The organism is Acinetobacter soli (assembly GCF_018139125.1).
GTDB classification, from domain to species: domain Bacteria; phylum Pseudomonadota; class Gammaproteobacteria; order Pseudomonadales; family Moraxellaceae; genus Acinetobacter; species Acinetobacter soli.
Window position 1 is genome coordinate 1,183,237 of record NZ_CP073241.1, and the last position, 25,207, is coordinate 1,208,443.

The window sequence follows — 25,207 nt, forward strand, 5'->3', positions numbered from 1 at the left end:
CTAGTTCATAGGGTCTTTTTTATTGTCGTAATCGAATAAATCGAGCAGGATTTCCTGCAATAACATGCTGCGAGTCGATATTTTTAGTCACCATACTGTTCATACCTACAACTGCATGCGCACCAATTGTCACGCCATCTTTCACCCCTACATGCGCTCCAAGCCAGACATCCTTTTCAATACGAATGCCCTGTGATCTTACTGGCTGTTGATAAATGGGTTGATCAAAACTCATACCATGATCAAAGGCATATAAATGACAATACGCCGCAAGACGCACTTGATCACCCAAGGTAATGCCGACTCGTCCACCATCTAATATGCAATGATGGTTAATGGCAACTTCAGATCCAATATGCAATGGACCATGCAATACACAATCGGCTGCAATAAAACTGTTATCGCCGATGATAATTTTTCGGCCCGGCTCGGCAAAAATATGTGCAAGAGGCGATATAAAGCAGTTTTGACCAATTTCAACCGTTTCCATATCCATCAGATAAGCCTGATAGTCACGTTGCCATTCATCAGCCCATTCCCGATGTTTGGGTTTTAAAGTCCAGTACAACCATGGCATGTAATTCAAACGGTGTTTGTGCTGCTCTCGATATTTGAGTAAAGGATCATTATTCATCTTGCGGTTGTATTCTCTTTAATTTCTCTCGCCCCCGAGTGACATGATTAATCTTGAGCGATAATGGCTCAATCTGATCAATTTCGACATCAGCCTCTACGATTACACCCTCAGCTGTAAAGTTGCTGGTATACACAATTTGATGTTGTTTTAGTTCATATTCAAGAATCGACCATTCATTGAAATGGCAACTAAAGTGAATAGATTCTTTATGGATAAGCGGTTTTTTCTCTGCACGTGACAGGCATTGCCCCGCACAGCCACCATAAGCACGCACCAGCCCACCTGTACCGAGCTTGATGCCACCAAACCAACGGTTGACGATTACCAGAATATTCGTCAGCTCATTTCCTTCAATTGTCGCCAGAATCGGACGACCTGCTGTACCGGAAGGTTCTCCGTCATCATTAAAACGTAATTGATTACCGATCTTCCATGCCCAGCATTGATGTGCCGTCGAGTGATCGTAATATTGATCCAAATATGCTTTGATCTGATGCTCAGTCTCTACAGGAATAGCGATTGCCTGAAAGCGACTTTTTTTTATTTCCTCTTCATATGAAACAACTTCGCTAATCGTAAACGCCATATTACCCATCACACACTGTACAAGACCGAAATTATACGCAATTTCTAGATATAATTTCGATAGAAAAAAGCCCCGATCAGTGTCGGGGCTTTTTTACTTAACGCTCTCGCAGCGCTTCTTTCGCTTTGTTAAATGGTTTTAACAAGTAGTCCATAATGGTTTTTTGTCCGGTTTTGATATCAACCGTGGCCACCATACCTGGCGTAATTCCAAATGCCTTACCAGATTTATTGTAAAGTTTATCGGAATCAGTACGAATATAAACACGATAGTAAAACTGATCCTGCTTGACTTCATCACGAATCGTATCTGGTGAAATAAACGTCACCTTGCCTTGCATACCACCGTAAATCGAATAGTCATAAGCGGTAATTTTAACCAATGCTTCTTGCCCCGGACGAATAAAAGCGATATCACGCGGTAAGATACGCGCTTCAATTAGTAATTTTTCATCTAATGGCACAATGGTCATTAGTTTACCGTTTTGAGGGATGACACCGCCCAAAGTGGTCACTGAAATTTCTTTGACTACACCGCGAACCGGTGCTTTAAATACGGTACGAGATAAAGTATCTGTACGCCCTTTAATCACCTGTTGCTGGGTTTGAACATCGGTATTCGATTTTGAAAGCTCTTCACGTGCCTTTACATAATAACTGCTACGCGCATCATTGATTTTATTTTGTAAATCATTTGCTTCACGCTTTAAACGCAGCACCTCAACCTCACTGGCTGCACCTTTAGCCACTAATGGCTCGGTCATCACCAGTTCTTGTTGAACTAAACGCAAGGCTTGTTGCAAACCCGAAACCGTTTCTTCTAAATTCGAACGACGCGAGTTATAAAGTGCAGTTTCCTCTTGTACCAGTTTTGGCTCCTTTAGCACCTGCTCAGGAAAAGATAACGGTGTTCCATTCACCTCAGCACGCAAACGTGCCGAAGTGGCTTGAGCGGCAACCAAAAGTGATTGCGACTCGCCAACATTGGATTCAAAACGTGTTGGATCTAGGAGTGCAAGTATCTGACCTTTCTCAACAATATCGCCTTCTTTGACATCCAACTTCGTCAAGATACCACCGTCTAGAGATTGAATGACTTGCTCTTTCGATGACGGAATAACTTTTCCTGTACCCGTTGATACTTCTTCAAGCTTAAACAACCACGCCCAGACAATTAGAATCAGTAAGGCAATCCCCACAATCCAGATGACAAAGCTGGCACGAGGTAAAGGTGGCTCTTTATATGAAACATTTAATGAGCGGGATTTTGTTTGTTGTTGATCGCTCATGATTTAATCCCCTGTGCTGGCGCAACTGCTTTAGCCTGAGTTGATTGATTTAAGATTTGATCACGTGGACCATCCATCACGATCTTGCCGTCGTTAATCACAATAATTCGGTCAACAAGTTCAAGTACTGCTCTACGGTGAGTTGCCACCACCAATGTACGATGCGCCAACCATACTTTTAGATGATCGATAAGTTGTTTTTCTGACACATCATCAATGGCAGCCGTTGGCTCGTCGAGTAGTAAAATGTTGGGTTGACGAATGAGCAAACGTGAAAGTAACAATGCCTGACGCTGACCACCCGAAAAACCAATTCCACCCTCTAAGATAAGATGATCGAGACCTTCTTTTTTCTCTTCTACAAAGGCCAAAGCACCTGTTACACGTAATGCCTTGATAATATCTTCATCGTTGGCCAAAGGAGCACCTAGCGTTAAGTTTTCACGTATCGTGCCATAAAACAAGTTGGCATTTTGGTTTAAAAGCCCCATATCACGACGTACATCTGCCGGATCAATCATTGAAAGTTCAAGATCATCCAACGTAATTTTTCCATTGACCGGAAATTGCATACCAGACAAAAGCTGTAGCAAGGTCGATTTACCTGCTCCATTACGTCCTAAAATGGCAACTTTTTCACCTGCCTTAATTTTTAGTCTTGAAATCGTAAGGTTTGGTTTGTTGTCTTCTGGATCATACTGAAAAACCACATTGCTTAGCTCATAATCGCCATGAATCACTGGCTTATGCACCAAATGAGCACGATCTGGTTGATCCACGGATTTTTTCATAAGCTCATCAAGGCTGCTTTTGGCCACTTTGGCTTGCTGTAAACGACCTAAAACTCCAGTAATATTCGAAATAGGCCCCAGCATACGCGAAGATAGAATCGAACACGCAACTAGCGCACCTGTGGTCATATCACCATCCATGACCGCAAAACAACCCACCAAAATCACCAAGGCGTAAGTCAGCCCTTGTAGCTTTTGTGTCCAAGCAGATAGCACACCTACAATTTTACGCTGCTGCATACTGTAATCTGCAGACAGTTCGTTCATGTGGTTCCACTGATTTTGAAAGCGCGATTCTGCACGGAGCAGTTTAATATCTTCAATGCCTTGTACGGCTTCAACCAAAATAGCATTACGAATCGCAGATTCTCGCATACCTTCTTTAGCCAGTTTAGCGAGCTGCTTTTGTGCCAAAATACCCGGCAAAATCATAAGCGGCACAATAACCACAACCACCCAAAATACATGACCGCCAATGATCCACATGATCACCAAAAACAGAATAAAAAACGGTAAATCGGCAATCGCTGTAATGGTCGTCGATGTCACTAGCTCTCGAACACCTTCTAATTCACGAATTTGCGAAATAAAGGTGCCTGTCGATTTAGAGCGTTCATTATTTTTAATACGGAGTGCATGACCAAATACACGATCAGAAATTTTAAGGTCTGCACGCTTTCCAATAATATCCGACAAGTAGATACGACTGACGCGTAAAATAAACTCAAAGATTGCAGCAATAAATACACCGCCAGCCAGCACCCAAAGTGTTGGGATCGACTGGGAAGGCACGACGCGATCGTACACCTGCATCGAAAATACAACCGTTGCAAGCGCCAAAATATTTGCAATTAAGGATGCAAACATAATGTCGATATAGCGCTTCCAGTCTTTGAGTACAATTGACCAGAACCAGCTCGCCTCATAAGGTTTAATGTATTCATCAACACGCGCATCGGCAATCGATGCTTCTGGTCGTAATATATAAATATTTTTGACCAGTCCTTTTAGGCTTTCTATTGCAAAACTTTGTGATAGACCATGATCACCACTGAGCTGAATGCTCACATTACCCTGCGCATCCGCTTTATCAATTACACCAATCTGGCCATCTTTAAATTCGGCAATCACGGGTAAACGCCATGGATTGATCAAGTCTAAATCAAACTTGGCAACACGTAAGCTCAACCCCATTTGTCTGCACATCAACGACAATACTTCTTCAGGATTGTGGTTTTGATTCCAATCGAGTTGCAACCGAATACGTTCTTCAGAAGATTCAATTCGATAATGACGTGCAATGGTCAGGACAGCCTGCAACCATGGTTGATATTGAAATGTTTTTGTCATGGTTGCACCTCAAAGCCCTGGATTGAAATATTATTGAGGCCGTAGGCATCTCGTGTTTTTCCAGTGGTCGAAATATATTGAACAAGACTTGAATAAATGTCGTAACGTGCATTCTCAAGCTCGTTGGCAGACGAGTGAATCGCTTGTTCAGCATTTAATAGATCAAGTGCAGATCGTGTGCCGAGCTTGTATTGTTCTTGGTAAAGTTCTCGTGTTTTCACCGCAGTAATTTGACGGGCGCGTAACACTTTAATTTGCTCTTGCTTATTTTCGATATTTTCACGTGTAATTTTGACATTATCCATGACATCTAAATAAACTGAATTGACTTTAGATTTTGCGGCTTCTTCGGCAAAGCCCGCAGAGCGAATTTGAGCTGAAATTGCGCCACCCTGATACAGTTTAGTGTTGGCCTCTAAAGCAACCGAACTGTAAAATCCGTCATCTTTGTTGTTATTTGGATTGGTGCCATTGACTGCCTGACTCACCGAACCGACCAAAGAAAGCGTAGGATAACGGCTTAAATCTGTTCTTTTTTTATCTGCCTTGGCCACTTCCACTTCGGCCTGCGCGGCCAACATATTTGGAATCACATTAAAATCAGGTTCTTTATATAAATCAGAGACTTCAACCAGATTTTCTGGAATCGTCCATGATTTTCCCATCGAGTCAAAACCAAGTAAAACAGTCAGTCGTTGCTGATTTTGACGCAATAACGAACGCTGCGCGATCAGCGCCGATTGAGCCGATTCAACATAAGAGCGTGCCTGAACCGGATCTGCCTGACTACTGATTCCCGCTTGCGCTCTTAATTCGGTAATTCCCAAGATGCGCTGTAAACCTTTTACTTGCTGCTCTGCAATTGCTACCAGTTTTTTATAGCGTTCAATATTCACAATAGTAGCAGCTGTTTCGGTTGCAATTGAATCAATACTGACTAACACATTGGCTTGTTGTAGCTGCAAACGTGCTTCTTGCGAGGTCACATTGGATTTAACCTGACCAAAGTCATAAAGCAATTGTGAAGCACTAATCGTAAACATTTGACGACCGCGCTGTTCAGACGATGCCAGATTACCACCAGTCGAAATACCACCACTAATTTGTGGATAATACTGCGATTTTGCTACATCAATATTTGAGTTTTGCGCCGCCATCGTTGAAATGGCCTGACCAATTGAAGGATTTCGCTTCACTGCGATTTGAACTGCATCGACCAAATTAATTTCACTGAGCCTCGACTCGACCGGACCGGTGTTTGCATCAGGTGCGACCGCGCCATAGGTCACTTGCGGCAATCCCTGCACAATAATCGGATCTAACTTTACAGTTTGAAACTTTTGTATTTGAACTGTCTTGTAATCATCGTTTGGTTTAGATTTAAATAACCCGCTGATCTTGTCTTTTAAATGAAAACCAGATGTATCGGAAGGCGCTGCGAATACCGAAGAGGTCACCATCGAAATCGAACTGCATAGCAGTAAGACTCTCAATGTTGTGACCTTTTTCCCCGCTTCACTCATATGAGAAATTGATATTGGTCGATGCATAGTAAATATTTTTATGGTTAAACGGCAGTAAAATTTTCACATATTTTTATCACAAAAAATTGCATTATGCTAAATAAATCACATGTTTTAGATACATTTTTTCTTATTATGAAAAAATCCAGTAGCACTGTGTAACGATTCTGTCATTACTCAGTTCTACTGGATTGAATGAAACCGATTAATCTAGTTCATACGCAAAAATTAAACCGTAAAGTCATCACCCAAGTAAACTTTACGTACTTGCTCATTTTCTAGAATTTCTTGTGGTGTACCCTCGGCAATGACCGCGCCCTCACTAACAATATATGCATGTTCACAAATAGCCAGTGTTTCACGTACGTTATGATCCGTAATCAACACACCAATGCCTCGATCTTTTAAGTTACGAATAATATCTTTGATGTCTCCAACAGAAATTGGATCGACACCTGCAAACGGTTCATCGAGGAGCATAAATTTTGGATCGGCTGCTAAGGCACGCGCGATCTCGGCACGGCGACGTTCACCACCCGACACACTCATGCCCAAAGAATCTTTGATGTGGGTAATCTTGAAATCATTTAACAGCTCTTGAAGTCGTTGCTGACGCTGTTGTTTATTCAAATCTTTGCGTGTTTCCAAAATTGCCATAATATTTTCAGAAATGGTCAGCTTTCTAAAAATTGAAGCTTCTTGTGGCAAATATCCAATCCCTTTACGCGCACGCTCATGCATTGCAAGATCTGACAGGTCAAGATCATCAAGATGGATTTCACCTTTATCCATGCGAACCAAGCCCACCACCATATAGAAACTTGTGGTTTTACCGGCACCGTTTGGCCCCAATAAACCGACAATTTGCCCGCTTTCCATCGTAAAGGACACATCCTTAACCACCCAGCGTTTACTGTAATTCTTTGCAAGGTGCTTGATACACAAAGTTTGTGGTTTATCCAAAGCTTGCTCCATTAGTCACGTGCCCCCGGGAAACTTTTAGAGGCAGATGGTGGAATCACTAACTGCACACGATTCGAGCCTGAACCTTGGGCCTCGATATCACCTTTGTTCATGCTGTAGCGAAGCGTATTACCACGGACACTGGCACCATCCTGATTCAGATAGGCATTACCTGTTAAAGTAATAATGCCGGTTTCGGCATTATAGACAATCTTTTGTGCTTCGCCACGCGCAATTCCTTTTTGAGCACTGATCTGCTGTTGAAATTTTGCTGGGCGACCTGTTGCATTTACAGTTTGTAGCTGACGCTGTGAATTTAGCTGACCCACAATCGAATCTGCCTGTAGCTTCATAGTGCCCTGTTCAATCATCACATTGCCCGTATAGGTCGTGACACCTGTTTTTTCGTTATAGGTAGCTCGATCTGCAACCAATGAAATAGGCTGATTACGATCTGATGGTAAAGCAAATACGCTACTACAAGAGATCCCCAATACGGCAACAGACACACCTTTTTTAAGGAAAGCTGAAGAGCAAAAAAAGTTAAGAATTTGGCGCATACTTTCCTCGAATATTAAAAAACTCGTACTGACCCGTGTTTAAATTTGCTTTTAATCCATTGCTGATAAAAGACGATTGCGGTGAGTCAACATTCACTTGATGTGAGGTCTCAATCAGTTTTGTATCTGGATAAGTGGTTAACTCATCGGTTTTAAATTCAATTTTACCTTGGTCAGATAACTTTGTGGCGACAACCTGATCTGACAACACCACTTTTGCATTGTCATTGTAGCCGTGTGCATATTTTGAAAAAAAGGTGGAGTCGACGCTACCGTTTTTGTAGGTCGAAGCATTCAGATTTTCAAGTTTTGAGGTCTGGTTTTGCATATTCTGCTCTAACCGATCCACTTTGGCACGAATGTACAGATGACCCTGGTCGTCGGTTTGAGTGAGATAAACACCTTCCGCAGAATAAGTCATATTTCTTGCCGAATCGACATCCAGTTTTTTTGCTTTGCCACTGTAATAGTAATAGCCACCACTTACAGACGCGATGACAACAGCAGCAATATAAAGCGCTTTAGTATCCATGAACGGTGTGTCTGACCTGTATCACTCTATAAGAATATTAATGGGGTACACTGAGATATTTTGCAAGAAGTTCTTCGTAAACTCCTTTTGCATTCAGTAACATATCACAAACTTCACGTACTGCACCACGCCCGCCCATCGCCTGAGTAACCAAATGCGCACGACGTCTTACCTCTACGTGACCATTGGGCACGGTCACACACATCCCTGCAATGGAAAAAGCCGACAAATCAGGCCAGTCGTCACCCATGTATAAACAATCTTCCGGTAATAATTCAAACTGCGCACATGCTTCTTTGAGCGCAACACCCTTATCTTCACGTCCTTGAAAAACCAGATCAACACCAAGATCAGACATGCGTTTTTCAACAATATGACTTTTACGACCAGTAATAATGATCACCTTTAAGCCTGCCTGCTGGACTAATTTCATGCCCAGACCATCACGGATATCAAAGGATTTAATTTCATCGCCTGTATTGGTGAGCGTAACAAAACCGTCGCTTAAAATACCATCTACATCAAGCACCAATGCTTGAATATGTCGTGCTTGCTCAAGTAATGCAAAAGACGCCATGTTTAATTTACCCCTGCTTGAATCAGGTCATGCATGCTGATAACCCCAATGACTTTATTTTGATCATCGACCACCACAAATTGACTGATTTTTCGTTCATTTAACTGCTGTAATGCTTCAACTGCTCTTGCTTCTTGTGAAATTGTGGCCGGATGTGTAATCATCACATCTTGAACAGGCAAATTCACATCAAAGCCTTGTTGTTTATCAATTAAACGGCGCAAATCGCCGTCAGTAAAGATGCCCATTAAGCGATCCTGCTCATCTACAACGGTTGTGAGCCCCAAGCGCTTATTGGAAATTTCGTAAAGCACCTGATTCATTGGCGTGTTGGGTGACACTTTTGGAAGCTCATCTGCGGTGTGCATTAAGTGCTTTACATGCAACAGCAAACGCTTGCCTAATGCACCAGCCGGATGCGAACGTGCAAAATCATCTGCGGTAAAACCGCGCGCTTCAAGTAACGCAACAGCGAGCGCATCGCCAAGTACCAGTGTTGCCGTAGTGCTTGAGGTCGGCGCTAAACCTAGCGGACATGCCTCATCCGATTCGCCTAAAGTCAAAGCAACATCGGCATTTTGCGGCATTGGTCCTTTATCATCACGACTCATGGTAATCAACGGCACTTCAAGATGCTTAATCAGTGGCATCAGCATCATGATTTCGTCACTTTTACCTGAATTCGAAATCGCAATCAGCACATCGCCACGTACCAGCATTCCTAAATCACCATGCCCCGCTTCACCTGGATGCATAAAAAATGATGGCGTTCCTGTTGAGGCAAATGTTGCTGCCATTTTACGACCAATATGTCCCGACTTACCCATCCCCGTAATCACAACACGGCCTTTACACTGCAAGATAATTTCACAGGCCTGATTGAATCGCGTATCGATTTGTTTGGCCAACACATCAAGTGCATGCTGTTCAATAGCGATCGTTTCGAATGCGATTTTTTTAAAATCGGTGGTCATGGTCATAAAAATAGCTCGAATAACTTCAACTTAAGTGCAAATTGCAGCTTAGTCTTTGACGCAAAAAATTTGCGTTATTCTAACATAGCTCTGATCAAGACACGTTTTTAAATGTACAAGTTTTCACAAGCTTAGAAATTTGAGTGATAAAACTTTGTTAAAAATCTTGCTTACGTTATGATGTAACACTGTTTTTGGTGAGTTTTGAAGACCTTTATGCAACCATTTGTTTTATACAACTCAGAGCAACGTAAGAAAGTTGAATTTGTTCCGCGCAGACCCGGTCAGATTGACATGTATGTCTGTGGTATGACGGTCTATGATTATTGTCATATTGGACATGCTCGAGTAATGGTTGCATTTGACTACATTATCCGTTTTTTACGTAGTCAGGGCTGGAACGTTCGTTATATCCGCAACATTACCGATATTGATGACAAAATCATCAAACGTGCGAATGAAAATAATGAATCAATTCAGGAATTAACTGCCCGTTTCATCGACGCAATGAATCAAGATGCAGCGCAACTGGGCTGTGCCGAACCGGATGAGTCACCAAAAGCGACCGAATATATCGATCAAATGCAGGCCATGATCAGTACTTTGGTCGATAAAGGTACGGCATATCCAGCAACAAATGGTGACGTATATTTTGAAGTGAACAAGTTTGAAAAATACGGACGCTTGTCTGGTCGTAAGCTTGAAGACATGCAAGCGGGTGCAAGTGAACGCGTCGATGTGGAAGTCGAGAAAAAACATCCCTTTGACTTTGTACTTTGGAAACATGCCAAAGAAAATGAGCCTTCTTGGGCTTCACCATGGGGCAATGGTCGCCCAGGCTGGCATATCGAGTGTTCCGCAATGTCGACATGCTGCCTAGGCAATCACTTCGATATTCACGGCGGCGGCTCTGACTTAACATTTCCGCATCATGAAAATGAGATTGCGCAAAGTGAGGCTTCAACCGGCGAGCAGTATGTCAATTACTGGATGCATGTTGGCTTTATCAATGTTGACGGCGAAAAGATGTCTAAGTCTTTGGGTAACTTCTTTACCATTCGCGATGTTATGGATAAGTTTCACCCTGAAGTGATTCGCTACTTTATTGTGTCATCACACTATCGTAGCCCAGTCAATTTTTCAGATACCGCACTCAAAGAGGCGAAAACTGCATTAAGTCGTTTTTATCATGCATTTAAAGCTTATGAACAAGTGTTTGGTCAAACCAAGACCTCTCATTTAGAGCAACCATATGTAGAGCGCTTCAATACGGCTATGCGCGATGATTTCAACACGCCTGAAGCCATGGCCGTATTGTTTGAATTGATTCGTGAGCTAAATCGTGCGGTCAAGGAAGAGCAATCTGATCTGGCAACAACACTTTACTCAACGCTTCGTGTTTTGACCGATATTTTAGGATTGGTACAGCATCATGTAGATGATTTCTTAAAATCTACCATTGGACACGAAGATTCTGGACTCTCCGATAGCGAAATTGAAACACTGATTCAACAACGAGCGGATGCAAAAAAAGCCAAAGATTTTGCTGGTGCAGATGCAATTCGTAAGTCTCTACTTGATAGTGGAATCGTTTTAGAAGATACACGCCAAGGAACTGTATGGCGACGTGCTGATTAATTCAGCAATTCCTCTCGTGATGTATTGACAGTCAAGACAAACTGTATATAATGCACCACACATTGCGGGAATAGCTCAGTTGGTAGAGCACAACCTTGCCAAGGTTGGGGTCGCGAGTTCGAGTCTCGTTTCCCGCTCCAAAATTTTTAAATTTGGATTTACAGGTCATATAACATTCAATGTTGTATGACTTTTTTTTGTCTAAGAATTTTATATACGCACTGATAATAAAATTGCTGCCAAGTTGGCTTAAAGAGTTTAGTTAATTTCTATGATATAGAGTATAAGCTTGACAACACTTCCCTCATAAACAGTATTTCTTAATAGACTGTCTTGTAAAATTCTAAGCAACCAAATCATCTGTATTTCAATGAATAGCTTTGTTCAATGATGAAATGATATGGATTCAGAATACACAAAGGGCTGAGTTAGCATCATCTGATCGAGAAAAAGTCTAAAATTCAGCAATAAAAAAAGCACCCGAAAGTGCTTTTTTTTAATTGTTACTTATTGAGCAACAATATTGACAGCGCTTGGACCTTTCTGGCCTTCAACGATGCTAAATGATACACGCTGACCTTCATGAAGCGTTTTGAAACCTGAGCTTGCAATTTCTTTGAAATGTGCAAAAACGTCAGGACCTGAATCTGGTTGAATAAAGCCAAAACCTTTAGTTTCGTTAAACCATTTAACGGTTCCAGTAACTGTGTTAGACATAATCTTACCCTATATTTTTAATAGTAAATTGCCAAATAAAATTTGACCGATATAACTTTGAAAATTTAACAAATTAAGCTCAAGAATCTAAAAAACGGAGGATTATGAATAAAACTTCGATACTTTAAAAGGTTTAACTAATTGTGTCATTTCTCTAGCTAGACTCTATACTATCCTAAAAACCGCATCAAGTATATGCTTATTTGATATATATATACTTACAAAAATAAAAAATGATTACGCAAAAATCGATAAAAATTAGAACCTTAAAAATATCATTAAAAAATATTTTCTATCACATTAACAATTATATGTTATAGTCGAATTTTAAAATGCATTAATTTTATATTTATTTTCGGATGATCCATCATCGGAATTTCAATGTAAAATAATTTTCTTATCACCTTCCTATTTTTTAATTAACTAATTAAGTTATAAATATTTTAATTGAAATAAATTTAACTATTTAAATAAATTAATTAATCTCAATTTAGGCCAAAAGGATACCTTATGTCTAGGTCTACCATGATTAATTATAAAATCACGATTCAAGATGCAAATAATTTCATCAGAAAAATCATCAAAGTAAAAGATATTCAATTTAATAAAGAACTTCTTTACGAAACAAATGAATGGTTATGGATTTTTGAAGACAATAATGAGTTTTGTCCATTTGAGCTCTGGAGTTTTATGGATCGCGTAAAAGTACATGATGGACTCATTTTTAATCATAAAATATATAAAGTCATTGAGGTCACTAAAATGAATAAAATAAGATATATATAATAAAAAAGCTCATATTATGAGCTTTTTTATCTATTTTTTAACAGTACGGCTATCATTTGGTTTTTAATATTTTTATAGCAGTACCAGGCTCATGATTGTTTAATGCGAGCCAGAGCACTTTACTGTTATCTACATGCCCTTTAGTCATGACACTTGCAATATCTACCTCAAAATTTTGCAAAATGTCATTTGCATAGTAAACGAGATTAAATACTGATTTTATTTCAATGGCTTGTTTATTGATCATCACATTCAACTTTCACTATTTTTTCATATAAAAAAATTAGATTGTAATTTATAGAGTTTATTAAATTCGGTGTAGAAAGACTTTCCATCTAAATTTAATGCCAGAACCGTACCAGATTCTAATTCAACTTGCTTCGTCACCTCAACCAAGGTCTGACCATGCAAGTTACTTTGGACTTTTTTTAATGGCACAATATTCACGCGAATAATGTCGCCATTTACTGCTTTGGCTGTTGTCCAGCCGTTCATAATATTCATTATAAAACCCATATTTATGAGCTTTTGTAATCAGAAAAGATTAATTTACATGTATCCAACTTGGATAGTGATAAGTTAAAGGCATCTCGCCTAAGATCTATAACAGTTACATCAGCTTTAATGACACATAGGTGTCGATTGATCATATTTAGTTTGATTCAACATAGCAGCCTGATTTGCTCAAACTACTATTCACCGGTGTACTTTTTAGGTACACAATGCGTTAAAGATTTGAATTCGTATAAAATATTAATTACTTTTATAAAATGTGGGAGCGCAAGTCCATTAACAACTCAAATCTACTTGTTCTGAATCGGAACAATTTCGGCTAAAGTTATAGTAACACCATTTCTCAGTAACACCTAATTTAAGTCGCTTTTAAATACAACTCTCATTCATTTTAATTGCTTTATAATTCGGCTTAATATTTAGCAAATTAAGCAAAATTGAAGCATATAAGTCATATCCGGAAATTTTGAAGACAATTGAAAAATAAGAATAAATAATATATTTCACATGCCGTTATTTATCGCAAGTTTTGAAACATTGAAAACGTAATAGCTTTACCTTTCATGTCATTAAAATCTTTATACAACGTATTGTTTTTAATAAATAAGTTGAAGTATTTATTTTCAGATAACGCTTTATCATCTTCTAACGAAAAAATAGTGATACCAGCTTTTGAAAATAAATCGTCTAAATTTTCAAAAGTCGTATTCTTTTGAAAGAAATTCTCAGAAAGTATTCTTCTGATACTTACTTTTACTGTCATTTTGAACCTCACAAAGGAAACAACTCTTTCAAGCATACACATTTAAAGGATGCTATTGGCAAAATAATTCTTTTGTTACAATATTTCAATAAAATCAAGATTTTGATGCTTTTGAATTATTAAGCTACTGTTTCATATAACTGACTAAATTATCAGCAAATTACAAGTGTAAATCTTAGGTCTCACCCCAATTTTTAATACTCATTTTTATAAAATTTTTCATTCAATTTTCGTAAATTTTTCTATTTTAATTACCTTTTAAAAAACCCCTTTCGGGGTTTTTGCATCTTCTAACTTATGTCTACTTATAGATGATTCAAATAAGAGACGAAACATATGATAAACATGAAATTCATCAATCAATATCTGATATCTTTTTGCTATTTAGGAGACTTTAGGTCTGATACTTTATTCGGCCTTAGGTTGCATCGTCTTACTGCTTGAGTAGATAAAGTAAAGCGCTATACCCAAACAAATTAATGCCGCGAATCGTTCAATAGAAAAAGGCAAAGCTTCATTATTCAACCAGCCAAAATTATCGATCAACATACTCATGAGCAACTGACCGAAAATCACAGCAACTGTTGCAACAGCGGTCCCGATACGCTGTACAGCCAGCACCATAACAACAATATATGGCACACCACAAAAAGCACCTAATAATTGCCATTTAGGTACATCAAGCAAAGTCAGTGAATGTCGGGGTTCGAAATAAAAAATTAATAAGGCAGTAATTAATGCACCAACCGAAAAGGTTAAAAACGCACTTTTAAACACACCGACTTGGCTTCCAAGTTGGCCATTAATTGCAGCTTGAACACTCAACATGGCACCACCAAACACTGCCAATAGAATCATAAATGTTGTGATCATATTCGCTATCCTCGTGCAACCAAAATAAGTGCAATCACAATAAAAACTAGAGCAATAAGACGTTTAGAATCGATTTTTCGATGTGATACACCCAATAGACCAAAGTGATCAATCATCAGACTTTTAAAAATCTGTCCGGCTAAAATACCAATCATGGTCATGGCTATGCCAATCACAGGTGTTGTAATGGTCAGAATAATCACATAAATCGGACCCAATACACCGCCAAGCAACTGCCAAGAAGGTATCGAGAAAAATGAAGGCGTATTTCGCGGACTAAAAAACAGCATCAGTAAAAATGTGAGCGCTGCGCCAACTCCAAAAATACTGAATGTTGCCCATAGCTCCCCGACTTGTGCACCCAGTGGGCCTAATAACCCAGCTTCGACAGACAGTCCCATTCCACCTAAAATGGTTAACAGAACAAAGACCAATTGCATGATTAACCCGATCGTTGTATTGAAAGCAACGCATATTAATCTAGCCAATTCATTTTAAAAACCGCATAATTTATAAATCACTTTTGCAGATATTGCACAAATGAATCTTTCACATTCTATTGATATACGTGCGCTTCGTTTATTTGTTCAGGTATATGATGCGCAAAATTTTTCTACTGTTGCCAGAAAAGAAGTGGTTTCAGCGTCATTAATTTCAAGAACCATTCAACAGCTTGAAAATGCACTGGAGCAGCAACTTTTTTATCGTAATACACGGGCAATTACCCCCACGGAATCGGGTCATTTGTTTTATGAATATGCCAAGCGTATTCTCGATCAGTTTGACGAAGCTCAAGAAGCTTTACAAGATAAGACTGTTGAGCCATCTGGTCTCATTCGAATTAATGCACCTGTATTTTTTGGTCAACGACATATTGCACCGTGGTTAACAGGGCTCTGTAAGCGCTATCCAAAACTTTCGATTGAGCTGATTCAAACCGACGAATATATCGATCCATTTAGAGACAGCACCGATCTGGTTTTTCGTATAGGCGTACTCAACGATTCATCTTTACACGCGCGTGTATTTGGTGCACAAAAATATTATCTTGCGGCATCACCTGAATATTTATCCAGATACGGACAACCTCAACAACCCACGCAGTTATTAGAGCATAAAGCGCTTGTTTATAAAGGATTTGAAGGGCCAAATCGCTGGTTAATTAAAGAATCAGACGGCGCATGGACTCAATTACCAGTCCATGCACTCATGACATCGAATAATGCTGAGAGCCTTATGCGTGCAGCACTTGATGGTCTGGGTATTGTCATGTTCCCAGATTGGCTCATTGGAGAAGCGTTAAAGTCAGGTGATTTAGTTCAATTACTTCAACCGCATGAAGTCTCGATTAAATCCCAACCTCAATACATTGCTGCAATTTATCCAAATGCACGCCATCCACCTTTGAATGTTCGTGCAGTTATCGATTACTTTAGCGAGATTTATGGCACCCCACTTTACTGGCAGTATTAATCACTCAGTAAAATTAACATTGAACTCAACTCATTTAACGAGCTACCAGTGCCGTGCCAAGCTACTTACATACAATTCCAGAACCTTCTTTATAGTAATCCGTCGCGGTTTTGAGCTCTGCCAACAATTTGGTTTCATTAAACTGATTTGGCTTTAAATGAACCAGCGCCGGTATGTATTCAGATTTATAAACATTGGGCCAATCGACGCACAAAATCTGGACGCGCTGGGTTTGCGAAGTATTGGGATTGTCGAGCAAGTCCATAAAATGACTAATTTGTTTGTCCGATTGTTCAAACTGGGCCTGATAGTTAATTGCTTTTGGCGCCTTTTGTGCTTGAACAGCTTCGGAGCTGCGCATCGGTGCAGAGGCCGAATGCACTGCGCTCGATACATGATCTGCCGATGTCTTTGGCTCAGGTTGTTCTGGTGAACGATCACATGCAGTAAGCGATAAACTAAGGAGCAAAAGCGCGAGACTATGACGTTTCATCATGATGTGAGTGGCTTAAAAGCTTGAGTATAAGATGACTTTTCATCTAACACTACTCGATTTATAGCAACTTGTTCAAACAACTCTCAATTGATTCATAAAAAATACCCGCTCGAAGGCGGGTATCTTGTATCAGTTTAGTTTGGTAGAACGTGCCATCACCTGTTCAGGCACATTTTGTTTTAAAATCACTGCAAGTGTTTTTTCATTTTTTGCAGTATCAATGCCATTACTTGCCAGTACTGCATTCACATCTTTAGGGCTTAAAGTAAACATGGCGCCAGTCATTGGATCTACAACCAAGATTCCAATCAGACCACCAAAAATAATATTACCGAAATACCAGCCATTTAAGCGTGACTTGACTTGCATGGTTTGAGTTTGATATCCATCTTTAGAAAATGAGACTTGATAGTTTTCAGGCTGGAAAAAACCGGCGCTTTTTTTCAGAGTTACAGTCGCAGGAGTTTGTCCCATATGCACTTTTTCACCTTTTTTATTGGTGATCGTGATCGTTGCAATTTCTGGTACGCTTTTAAATGACATCGTTTGGGTTGAACCCGTAATAATGGTTGCACATCCTGTGAACGTTGCAGTGACTGCCAATAAAGACGCAATTAATGTTTTTTTCATTTCAAACTCAATGATTACATGTTGTAAAAATTTAGAAACAAAACTTTACACTTTGTTGTTATATTGTCAATTTTTTCTTTATAATTTCATTGAGTTAGTTGCTTTTTTAGGCAAATTAGATACTTTATTCATTTAGAATGATGCCTTAATTGTGGGATGATGAGTTAAGTAAGGAAAATCGACATCATTTGGGTTTAGCGGCACTCATTTCACTACGCCGCGATATTCATCATTGTTTTTTTGATTATTCTTGATCTAATTTTTATATCTTGATAAAAAAAATAGTTTAAAACATTAATTTATAATAATTTTGATGAATTCTTACGACTCTAAATAGAATCGCATCCTCAATATTTTTAAGATTCCTTATTTTTAAACTCCCTGTATGATGGAAAAATCGTCTACTCCATGTCTGCGCCAAAAAATTTTAAGATTTGTCGATACTAACAACCAGATTTTCAATCAGATCTCAATAAATAATCATCGACAAAGGCCAAACTATGACGTATATCGAAGCAAATAAAATAGGGAAATCACGTTATGGCAACAACAGATTCAACCTCTGGCGCTCAGCCCCCCTTTCTTTCTAAGCAAAGAATCATTGCAAAGCCAGATTTTAATCGCTGGCTCGTCCCTCCTGCCGCTCTTGCCATTCATCTGTGTATTGGTATGGCCTATGGATTTTCGGTGTTCTGGCTACCGCTCTCCAAAGCAATTGGAATTGAAGATCCTGTCGCTTGTGCTGCCGATGTCGGCTTTTTTCAGCAATTGTTTATTACCACTTGTGACTGGAAAATCTCGACGCTCGGCTGGATGTATACGCTGTTTTTTGTTTTGCTGGGGAGCTCCGCTGCAATTTGGGGGGGATGGTTAGAGCGCGTTGGCCCACGAAAGGCTGGACTGATTAGTGCGCTGTGCTGGTGTGGCGGCATGCTGATTTCTGCACTCGGCATTCATTTACATCAGTTCTGGTTGATGCTTTTAGGATCAGGCGTGATTGGCGGAATTGGCTTAGGTTTGGGTTATATCTCCCCCGTCAGTACACTAATTAAATGGTTCCCCGACCGCCGCGGTTTGGCAACAGGCTTGGCGATTATGGGCTTTGGTGGCGGTGCCATGATTGGTTCACCTCTTGCAGTCGAATTAATGGCACACTTTTCAACACCAACCAATGTGGGCGTGGCAGCGACTTTTGTTTGCATGGCGCTGGTCTATTTTGTATTTATGGTTGCGGGTGCACTGACTTACCGAATTCCGGCACAAAACTGGAAACCTGCAGGTTGGGAACCGAGCGCCAAAATGCAGCAAAATGCATTTATTACCAAACAACATGTGCATGTTAAAAAGATCTGGGGCATCCCTCAGTTCTGGCTGGTCTGGGCGGTACTCTGCATGAACGTTTCCGCGGGGATCGGCGTGATTGGCATGGCTTCACCCATGCTTCAGGAGGTTTTTGCGGGTCAGTTAATTGGGCTACCTTTAAAATTTTCAGAACTTAGTCAAGATCAGCTCAAAACTATTGCAGCAATCGCTGCCGGCTTCACTGCATTGCTGAGTCTATTTAATATTGGGGGTCGGATTGCGTGGGCCAGCTTATCCGATCGTATCGGGCGTAAAGCCACCTATAGCGTATTTTTTATTTTAGGTGCGGTTTTATACGCTTTTGTACCGTTTGCAGCGCAAATGGAAAGTAAGCTGTTATTTGTTGGGGCGATCTGTATCATCATCAGTATGTACGGAGGTGGATTTGCTACAGTTCCGGCTTATCTGGCCGATTTATTCGGCACCCAAATGGTTGGCGCAATTCATGGTCGATTACTCACCGCATGGGCTACCGCCGGTATTTTAGGGCCTGTGATTGTGAATAATATGCGTGACTATCAACTTGGTTTAGGTCTTGCAGCGAGCCAAGTCTATAACCAGACCATGTTTATTTTGGCAAGCTTATTAATTGTGGGTTTAATTTGTAACCTATGTATTCGTCCGGTCAATCCCAAGTATTTCATGACGCCAGCCGAACTTGAAGCAGAGCAAAAAAGTGCCGAAAAACATCATGAAAATCAACAAGTATCAAGCGCGATTCCGACTGAATCGAGTACTGCAAGTAACAACCACCTGTTACTGGTGGTATTGGCATGGCTAGCGGTGGGTATTCCATTACTCTGGGGCATTTATCGTACACTCATCAGCGTTAAAGCTTTTATTCAGTAACGCTTAGCGCATAAAAAATCCCGCATCGGCGGGATTTTTTATGCGCTAATAATTAGCTTGCTAGTCGCTTTTGAACCAAGATCGATCCAACAGAATAACCCGCACCAAATGAACAGATTACGCCATATTCATCTGATTCGACCTCATGACCCGTACGATGCAGCGCAATCATTACTCCCGCAGATGACGTGTTGGCAAATTCATCTAAGATAATAGGTGTGCGCTCAGGTTCAGCATCTTTACCCAATACCAGTTTGGCAATCAGCTGATTCATGTTCAGATTAGCCTGATGCAACCAGAAACGCTTGATCGACTCAGCTTCAATTTGGTTTTTTTCAAGTTGTGTACTGATGATTTTTGCCACCAAAGGACACACTTCCTTAAATACTTTACGGCCATCTTGTCGGAACTGCTTGTCATCACGTACCGCATCTTCACTTCGATTTAAAAAGCCGAAGTTATTACGAATATTATTGGAAAACTGGGTAAACAAATGGATATCTAAAATTTCAAACCCATTTTTAGTTTCGGTGTCTTCAATAATCGATGCCGTAGCAACATCACCGAAAATAAAGTGACAATCGCGTGAACGATAGTCGGTATGGCCTGAAGTAATTTCAACATTGACCAGTAGCACACGGCGCGCGCCAGACTTAATGGCATCATATGCCTGTTTTAAGCCAAACGTTGCCGCCGAACATGCCACATTCATATCATAGGCATATCCTTCGATCCCGAGCGCCGTCTGTATTTCTACAGCAACTGCCGGATAGGCACGCTGCAAATTAGAGCATGCCAAAATCACGACATCGATATCTTCCGGAGCTACCCCCGCATTGGTCATGGCATCCTTTGCTGCCCACACGCCCCATTCGGCTTGAATCGAAAGCTCGTCATCGGTACGTTCTTCAAGGCGTGGGCGCAAGCGTGATGGATCAAGTACACCTGATTTTTCAATCACGTAACGGCGCTGAATCCCTGATGCTTTCTCAATAAACTCAGCACTTGAGCCTAAACGCTCTGGCAACTCACCCGCAGCGATTTTCTCAGCATTGTCCTGATTATACTGTTCTACATAGGCATTAAGACTTTCGACCAGTTCTTGATTACTAATCGATTCGGCTGGATGGTACAAACCTGTACCGGTAATACGTACGCCCATGTAAAACTCCTTATGAGAATGCGGGGATTATTGAATTCCTAAACGCTGCCAAGCTTTTTGCAGACGTGATGATGACACTGGCATCTTGGTTTTCATAGGTTGTGAAAACAGTGAGATTCTCAGTTCTTCAACCATAAAATAAATCTCTTTAAGTTCAGGTTTGTGCTTAAACTTAAAGAGCTTATCCATCCAAGGGTCAACATCGGCAATGGCCGACTCATCACGCTTTAAATTATTGGGTAAACGATCTAAACGCATTAATAATGCTTTTAAATAACGTGGATATTCAAGCCAAACCTCTGACCCTTGCGTATACACAAAGTCGCTAAGCTGCATTAAATCCAGCTGATCTTCAATATCGTCAATGCTACGACCAAAAATATCGCCATCCAGCATCATCAGTTGACGACGAATGTCTTGCCACTGAACAAAGATATCGGAAATCACTTCTAAAGCTTGCTGTCCATGCGTTAAGAACTGCTGTTTGACCTGTTTAAGCAGTGCTTCAAACTCAGCCTTATTGACTGGTAAGGTATCGATGCTGAGCTGAAGTGTCGCATACACCAGCATTTGCTCGAGTTTGGCTTTTTCACCCAAAGGTGAATAGGCCAAGAAAAGCGGTTTGGAAATCTGCTTTTTCAACTGGCGAGTTAAATCCCCCAACTGCATATGAATCAGGCGAATCACACCTTCACGATGCTGCTTAATCGCTTCATGCTGATCGTTAAAGGTTTGAATGACCACGCCAGATTCATCTTTTTGCTCGAGTGCAGTAAAAGCTTTAGCAGGTACCAAAGCCTGATACTGCTTTACCACCACACCCGTTACTTTCTGCGATGCTTCAAATACGAAGTTGTCAGGAAATTGTTGAAACTCGCCTTTCAACTGCTTCACCGGACGATGAGTTTCGGTACGACAACGCGCTTTGAGTTCAGCAAGGTCGCGTCCTTTTTCAAGAATACGCCCTTTTTCATCGGTCACCACAATAAACGGCACCAGATACTGCTCAATTCGCTCAAAAGAGAAATCTTTTTCGGTGATCTCTTCGCCACGAAGTGCAAAAGCCAAAAATTTAAAAACATGCTGATTTAAATGGACAGCATCAACTGATTGCATCAGTTTTTTGGCTGTATCGGGAATGGGAACCAAATGACGACGCTTGTCTTTAGGTAAAGATTTAAGCAAAGCTTCGATTAAATCCAGACGCCAACCCGGTATCCCCCAAGACCAACGATTTTCATCCACTTGTGGCAGTGCCTGCACTGGAATTTTAACCGTTGCACCGTCTTCATCATGACTCGGATCGAAACGATAACTAGTAGCGAGACGGAGTTCACCATTTTGCAAATAATCCGGAAATTGTTGCGTGGTTGGTCGATCATTTTGCCAGAGCGCATCGTCATCAATAAACAAATAACGGGGCTGTTTGGGTTCAACCGTTGCACGCCAGTCTTCAAAACTACGTCGACTTGCTATTTCGGCAGGAACACGTTCGGCATAAAATTGATAGACTGTTTCTTCATCAACCACTAAATCACGGCGACGCAACTTGTCTTCAACTCGCTCAACTTCTTCGAGCTTAAGTAAATTATGCTTTAAAAATGGTGGCGTGATGCCTAAATTGCCAGTCGTGAGCGCATCACGAAGGAAAATTTCACGCGCGGCAGGATGATCGACTTTTTCGAAATTGACCAGTCGCTTTGGCTCTACAATCAGGCCAAACAACGAAATTTGTGCATAAGCTTGTACCAAGCCTGTTTTTTTCGACCAGTGTGGCTCGTAGTAGTGATATTTCAGTAAATCTCGTGCCGCAAGCAATATCCATTCCGGATCGATTTTGGCCAAAGTTCTTAAATACACCTGTGAGGTTTCGACCATTTCGAAGGCCATGACCCATGCCGTATTCGATTTGTGCAGCGTACTCGCTGGAAACACTTTGGCTTTTTGCTGGCGCACAGCCATATAAATGTTTCGTTCATCGGTTTTATTGGCAATAAACGACAGTAAGCCTGTTAGCAGTGCGCGATGCAAATTTTCATAGGTGGCAGTTTTTTCATTAAAAGATAAATTTAAGCCTTTTGCCAGATCGACCAACTGTGCATGGGTTTGCTTCCACTCGCGCAAACGTAACCAGCTCAGAAAATGCTGACGAGCAAAATGACGACGTTTATTTTCACTCGATGTTTCCGGGCTATTTTTTAAGGTATCCCAGAGTTTAAGATAAAACAAAAAGTCAGAGTCAGCTTCACGAAACAACGCATGTTTCTGATCGGCTTGCACTTGTTTGTCGGCAGGACGCTCACGCGGATCTTGTACCGCGAGGGCACTCACCACCACCAAAATTTCATTCAACACGCCAAAATGAGAACCGCCGACAATCATACGCGCCAAACGCGGATCGATCGGCATGCGTGCCATGATTTGCCCGACTTGAGTCAGTGTGGCTTTTTGTTCATTAAACGCGCCCAGCTCGACCAACAGCTTGCGTCCGTCATTGACTAAACGATGGTCTGGCGGTTCAATGAAATCAAATTCTTCAACGCGCCCCAAGCCCAAGCTTTGCATCTGTAAAATAACCGAAGCCAAATTGGTTCGTTTAATTTCAGGTTCAGTAAAGGCTGGACGGCTAGTAAAATCTTCTTCGCTGTATAGACGAATACATACACCCGGCGCAATACGACCACAGCGTCCTTTACGCTGATTTGCTGCGGCTTGTGAAATGGCTTCTATGGGTAAGCGCTGTACACGAGAGCGATAGTTATAGCGCGAAATTCGCGCAAAGCCACTATCGATGACATAGCGAATATTGGGTACGGTCAGCGCGGTTTCGGCAACGTTGGTCGAAATGATAATTCGACGGCCTTTATTTCCCGGCGTAAAAATCTTTTGTTGTTCGCTTAAACCCAAACGAGCGTATAGCGGCAAAATTTCGGTATGCTTCGGGCCATATTTTTCTAATGTTTCTTGTAACTCTCGAATTTCCTGTTCAGTACTTGAAAAAATCAGGATATCTGCATGCTGCGGATGGCCTTTTTCTTCGGCATCGGCAAAACATTCTTCGACTGCCTGTACCACTGCACGCGGTAAATTCTCTTCAAAATCATCAAACTCATCGTCATCACTACTGCCAATACTTAGCTCAGAAATTGGGCGATAACGGACTTCAACCGGAAAGCTGCGACCTTCCACTTCAAAAATGGGTGCATGATTAAAATAAGCACTAAAACGGTTTACATCTAGCGTTGCCGAAGTAATGATGACTTTTAGATCAGGGCGTTTGCTCAAAATTTGTTTGAGATAACCCATAATAAAGTCGATATTCAATGAACGCTCATGCGCTTCATCGATGATGATGGTGTCGTATTTATTTAAAAAGCGGTCATGTCCTAACTCAGCCAGTAAGATACCGTCCGTCATGAGGCGCACGATGGAATCATTCGAACCTTGCTCATTGAACCGCACTTTAAAACCGATTGATTCGCCTAGCTTTTCGCCCACTTCTTCTGCAATACGCTGAGATACGCTGCGTGCTGCCAAACGACGCGGCTGCGTATGACCAATCATGCCAGTAAGACCACGACCAGCCAGCATAGCAATTTGAGGTAACTGTGTGGTTTTTCCTGAACCTGTTTCACCCGCTACAATAATCACCTGATATTTTTGAATTGCTGCAATCAATTGGTCTGCATATTGGGTAACTGGCAGATCCTGATTCAGTTTAATGTTGGGTAAACGTGCTAGGCGTGCTTTGACTTGAGCATTGGATTTCTCAAATAAAGACTGATATTGCTCTGGATTTTTATCTTTACCCTTGCCTAGTCGATTTAAGCGATGTCGGTCACGCACCATAACCATTTGATCTACATCTAAACCACTATGCACAGATAAGTATTCCTAATCATTTTCAATAGATCGTCCATTTTACGCGGGAATATGCATGAACGAAAGTCATTCAGTCTATTTCTTTTTTTGTGAATGCGCTTGAAATTAATCACATATGCCTCAATACAAACAAGAATGCGGCGTGCTGAAGGCTGTCATAGAACGATCATACAACTTGCCTAGAGTTGTAATACCGATCGGATGGAGAAATCTTAGGCAATTGTATACTCAATTCACTTTTCCGATATTGTTTATGCAAAAATACTATTTCCCCAATAAGTC

Annotated in this window: 24 protein-coding genes and 1 tRNA gene; 5 read left to right on the top strand and 20 right to left on the bottom strand. The window is 40.9% G+C overall.

Annotated elements, in window-relative coordinates; all coding sequences use genetic code 11:
• Positions 1-19: 19 nt before the first annotated feature.
• The 10 genes from KCV09_RS05385 to KCV09_RS05430 all read right to left on the bottom strand — a co-directional run bounded on the left by KCV09_RS05385 (position 20) and on the right by KCV09_RS05430 (position 9,787).
• The gene (locus KCV09_RS05385; RefSeq protein WP_212515659.1) at positions 20-634 is read right to left on the bottom strand and encodes an acyltransferase; all 615 of its coding nucleotides are present in this window, start codon (positions 632-634) and stop codon (positions 20-22) included.
• The gene (locus tag KCV09_RS05390) at positions 627-1,223 is read right to left on the bottom strand and encodes an IMPACT family protein (RefSeq protein ID WP_171493601.1); all 597 of its coding nucleotides are present in this window, start codon (positions 1,221-1,223) and stop codon (positions 627-629) included. Before KCV09_RS05390 ends, KCV09_RS05385 begins: the two co-directional genes overlap by 8 nt.
• A gap of 97 nt (positions 1,224-1,320) precedes the next feature.
• Positions 1,321-2,511, bottom strand: coding sequence for an HlyD family efflux transporter periplasmic adaptor subunit (locus tag KCV09_RS05395; RefSeq protein ID WP_004938097.1), 1,191 nt, complete (start codon positions 2,509-2,511; stop codon positions 1,321-1,323).
• A complete protein-coding gene (locus KCV09_RS05400; protein ID WP_076032359.1) occupies positions 2,508-4,652 on the bottom strand; it encodes a type I secretion system permease/ATPase in 2,145 nt (714 codons plus the stop codon). Before KCV09_RS05400 ends, KCV09_RS05395 begins: the two co-directional genes overlap by 4 nt.
• Positions 4,649-6,175, bottom strand: a complete 1,527-nt coding sequence (locus tag KCV09_RS05405) for a TolC family outer membrane protein (RefSeq protein WP_119026534.1) — start codon at positions 6,173-6,175, stop codon at positions 4,649-4,651. Before KCV09_RS05405 ends, KCV09_RS05400 begins: the two co-directional genes overlap by 4 nt.
• 228 nt (positions 6,176-6,403) lie before the next feature.
• A complete protein-coding gene (lptB, locus tag KCV09_RS05410) occupies positions 6,404-7,150 on the bottom strand; it encodes an LPS export ABC transporter ATP-binding protein (RefSeq protein WP_004938103.1) in 747 nt (248 codons plus the stop codon).
• Positions 7,150-7,698 (bottom strand): lipopolysaccharide transport periplasmic protein LptA, encoded by a 549-nt coding sequence (gene lptA, locus KCV09_RS05415; RefSeq protein ID WP_004938107.1) that lies wholly within the window; start codon positions 7,696-7,698, stop codon positions 7,150-7,152. Before lptA ends, lptB begins: the two co-directional genes overlap by 1 nt.
• Positions 7,682-8,230: an LPS export ABC transporter periplasmic protein LptC gene (gene lptC / locus KCV09_RS05420; RefSeq protein ID WP_004947779.1), complete on the bottom strand. Its 549-nt coding sequence runs from the start codon at positions 8,228-8,230 to the stop codon at positions 7,682-7,684. The genes lptA and lptC overlap by 17 nt, the downstream gene beginning before the upstream one ends.
• 37 nt (positions 8,231-8,267) lie before the next feature.
• Complete coding sequence (locus KCV09_RS05425) at positions 8,268-8,807, bottom strand: KdsC family phosphatase (RefSeq protein WP_004938117.1); 540 nt, start codon at positions 8,805-8,807, stop codon at positions 8,268-8,270.
• A 2-nt stretch (positions 8,808-8,809) separates the two neighbouring features.
• Positions 8,810-9,787, bottom strand: a complete 978-nt coding sequence (locus KCV09_RS05430; protein ID WP_025094713.1) for a KpsF/GutQ family sugar-phosphate isomerase — start codon at positions 9,785-9,787, stop codon at positions 8,810-8,812.
• Positions 9,788-9,997: 210 nt separating this feature from the next.
• Here KCV09_RS05430 and cysS point away from each other — a divergent pair, with 210 nt between their 5' ends.
• Both cysS and KCV09_RS05440 read left to right on the top strand, forming a co-directional pair.
• Positions 9,998-11,419, top strand: a complete 1,422-nt coding sequence (gene cysS, locus KCV09_RS05435; protein WP_119689854.1) for a cysteine--tRNA ligase — start codon at positions 9,998-10,000, stop codon at positions 11,417-11,419.
• Between the two features lie 64 nt (positions 11,420-11,483).
• Positions 11,484-11,559: transfer RNA gene (locus tag KCV09_RS05440), tRNA-Gly, on the top strand.
• A gap of 367 nt (positions 11,560-11,926) precedes the next feature.
• Here KCV09_RS05440 and KCV09_RS05445 read toward each other — a convergent pair.
• Positions 11,927-12,136 carry a cold-shock protein gene (locus KCV09_RS05445; protein ID WP_004938289.1) on the bottom strand — a complete coding sequence of 70 codons (210 nt, stop codon included), beginning with the start codon at positions 12,134-12,136 and terminating at the stop codon, positions 11,927-11,929.
• 510 nt (positions 12,137-12,646) lie between these two features.
• Here KCV09_RS05445 and KCV09_RS05450 point away from each other — a divergent pair.
• Positions 12,647-12,922, top strand: a complete 276-nt coding sequence (locus tag KCV09_RS05450) for a hypothetical protein (RefSeq protein WP_004938290.1) — start codon at positions 12,647-12,649, stop codon at positions 12,920-12,922.
• A 52-nt stretch (positions 12,923-12,974) separates the two neighbouring features.
• On the opposite strand, the gene KCV09_RS05455 is transcribed toward KCV09_RS05450, so the two are convergent.
• The 5 genes from KCV09_RS05455 to KCV09_RS05475 form a co-directional block, all read right to left on the bottom strand.
• The gene (locus tag KCV09_RS05455) at positions 12,975-13,169 is read right to left on the bottom strand and encodes a hypothetical protein (protein ID WP_149931328.1); all 195 of its coding nucleotides are present in this window, start codon (positions 13,167-13,169) and stop codon (positions 12,975-12,977) included.
• A gap of 23 nt (positions 13,170-13,192) precedes the next feature.
• Positions 13,193-13,438, bottom strand: coding sequence for a transposase (locus KCV09_RS05460; protein WP_119025836.1), 246 nt, complete (start codon positions 13,436-13,438; stop codon positions 13,193-13,195).
• Positions 13,439-13,952: 514 nt separating this feature from the next.
• Positions 13,953-14,198 (bottom strand): hypothetical protein, encoded by a 246-nt coding sequence (locus tag KCV09_RS05465; RefSeq protein ID WP_212515660.1) that lies wholly within the window; start codon positions 14,196-14,198, stop codon positions 13,953-13,955.
• A 408-nt stretch (positions 14,199-14,606) separates the two neighbouring features.
• A complete protein-coding gene (locus tag KCV09_RS05470) occupies positions 14,607-15,068 on the bottom strand; it encodes a DMT family transporter (RefSeq protein WP_151808999.1) in 462 nt (153 codons plus the stop codon).
• An 8-nt stretch (positions 15,069-15,076) separates the two neighbouring features.
• Positions 15,077-15,511 carry a DMT family transporter gene (locus KCV09_RS05475; protein ID WP_025094718.1) on the bottom strand — a complete coding sequence of 145 codons (435 nt, stop codon included), beginning with the start codon at positions 15,509-15,511 and terminating at the stop codon, positions 15,077-15,079.
• Positions 15,512-15,611: 100 nt separating this feature from the next.
• Between KCV09_RS05475 and KCV09_RS05480 the strand changes: the two genes are divergently transcribed.
• Positions 15,612-16,544, top strand: a complete 933-nt coding sequence (locus tag KCV09_RS05480) for a LysR family transcriptional regulator (RefSeq protein ID WP_212515661.1) — start codon at positions 15,612-15,614, stop codon at positions 16,542-16,544.
• Between the two features lie 61 nt (positions 16,545-16,605).
• On the opposite strand, the gene KCV09_RS05485 is transcribed toward KCV09_RS05480, so the two are convergent.
• Together KCV09_RS05485 and KCV09_RS05490 are read right to left on the bottom strand one after the other, a co-directional pair.
• Positions 16,606-17,040, bottom strand: coding sequence for a hypothetical protein (locus tag KCV09_RS05485; protein ID WP_004947790.1), 435 nt, complete (start codon positions 17,038-17,040; stop codon positions 16,606-16,608).
• A gap of 129 nt (positions 17,041-17,169) precedes the next feature.
• On the bottom strand, positions 17,170-17,670 hold the full coding sequence (locus tag KCV09_RS05490; protein WP_004938316.1) for a hypothetical protein: 501 nt from the start codon (positions 17,668-17,670) through the stop codon (positions 17,170-17,172).
• 540 nt (positions 17,671-18,210) lie between these two features.
• On the opposite strand from KCV09_RS05490, the gene KCV09_RS05495 reads away from it, so the two are divergent.
• Complete coding sequence (locus tag KCV09_RS05495) at positions 18,211-19,881, top strand: OFA family MFS transporter (RefSeq protein WP_212515662.1); 1,671 nt, start codon at positions 18,211-18,213, stop codon at positions 19,879-19,881.
• Between the two features lie 52 nt (positions 19,882-19,933).
• Here the strand turns inward: KCV09_RS05495 and KCV09_RS05500 are convergent, their stop codons facing one another.
• Entirely contained in the window at positions 19,934-21,043 is a 1,110-nt protein-coding gene (locus KCV09_RS05500) for a beta-ketoacyl-ACP synthase III (protein ID WP_004938320.1), read from the bottom strand.
• Positions 21,044-21,070: 27 nt separating this feature from the next.
• Positions 21,071-24,898 carry an ATP-dependent RNA helicase HrpA gene (hrpA, locus tag KCV09_RS05505; RefSeq protein ID WP_253202376.1) on the bottom strand — a complete coding sequence of 1,276 codons (3,828 nt, stop codon included), beginning with the start codon at positions 24,896-24,898 and terminating at the stop codon, positions 21,071-21,073.
• Between the last annotated feature and the right edge of the window lie 309 nt (positions 24,899-25,207).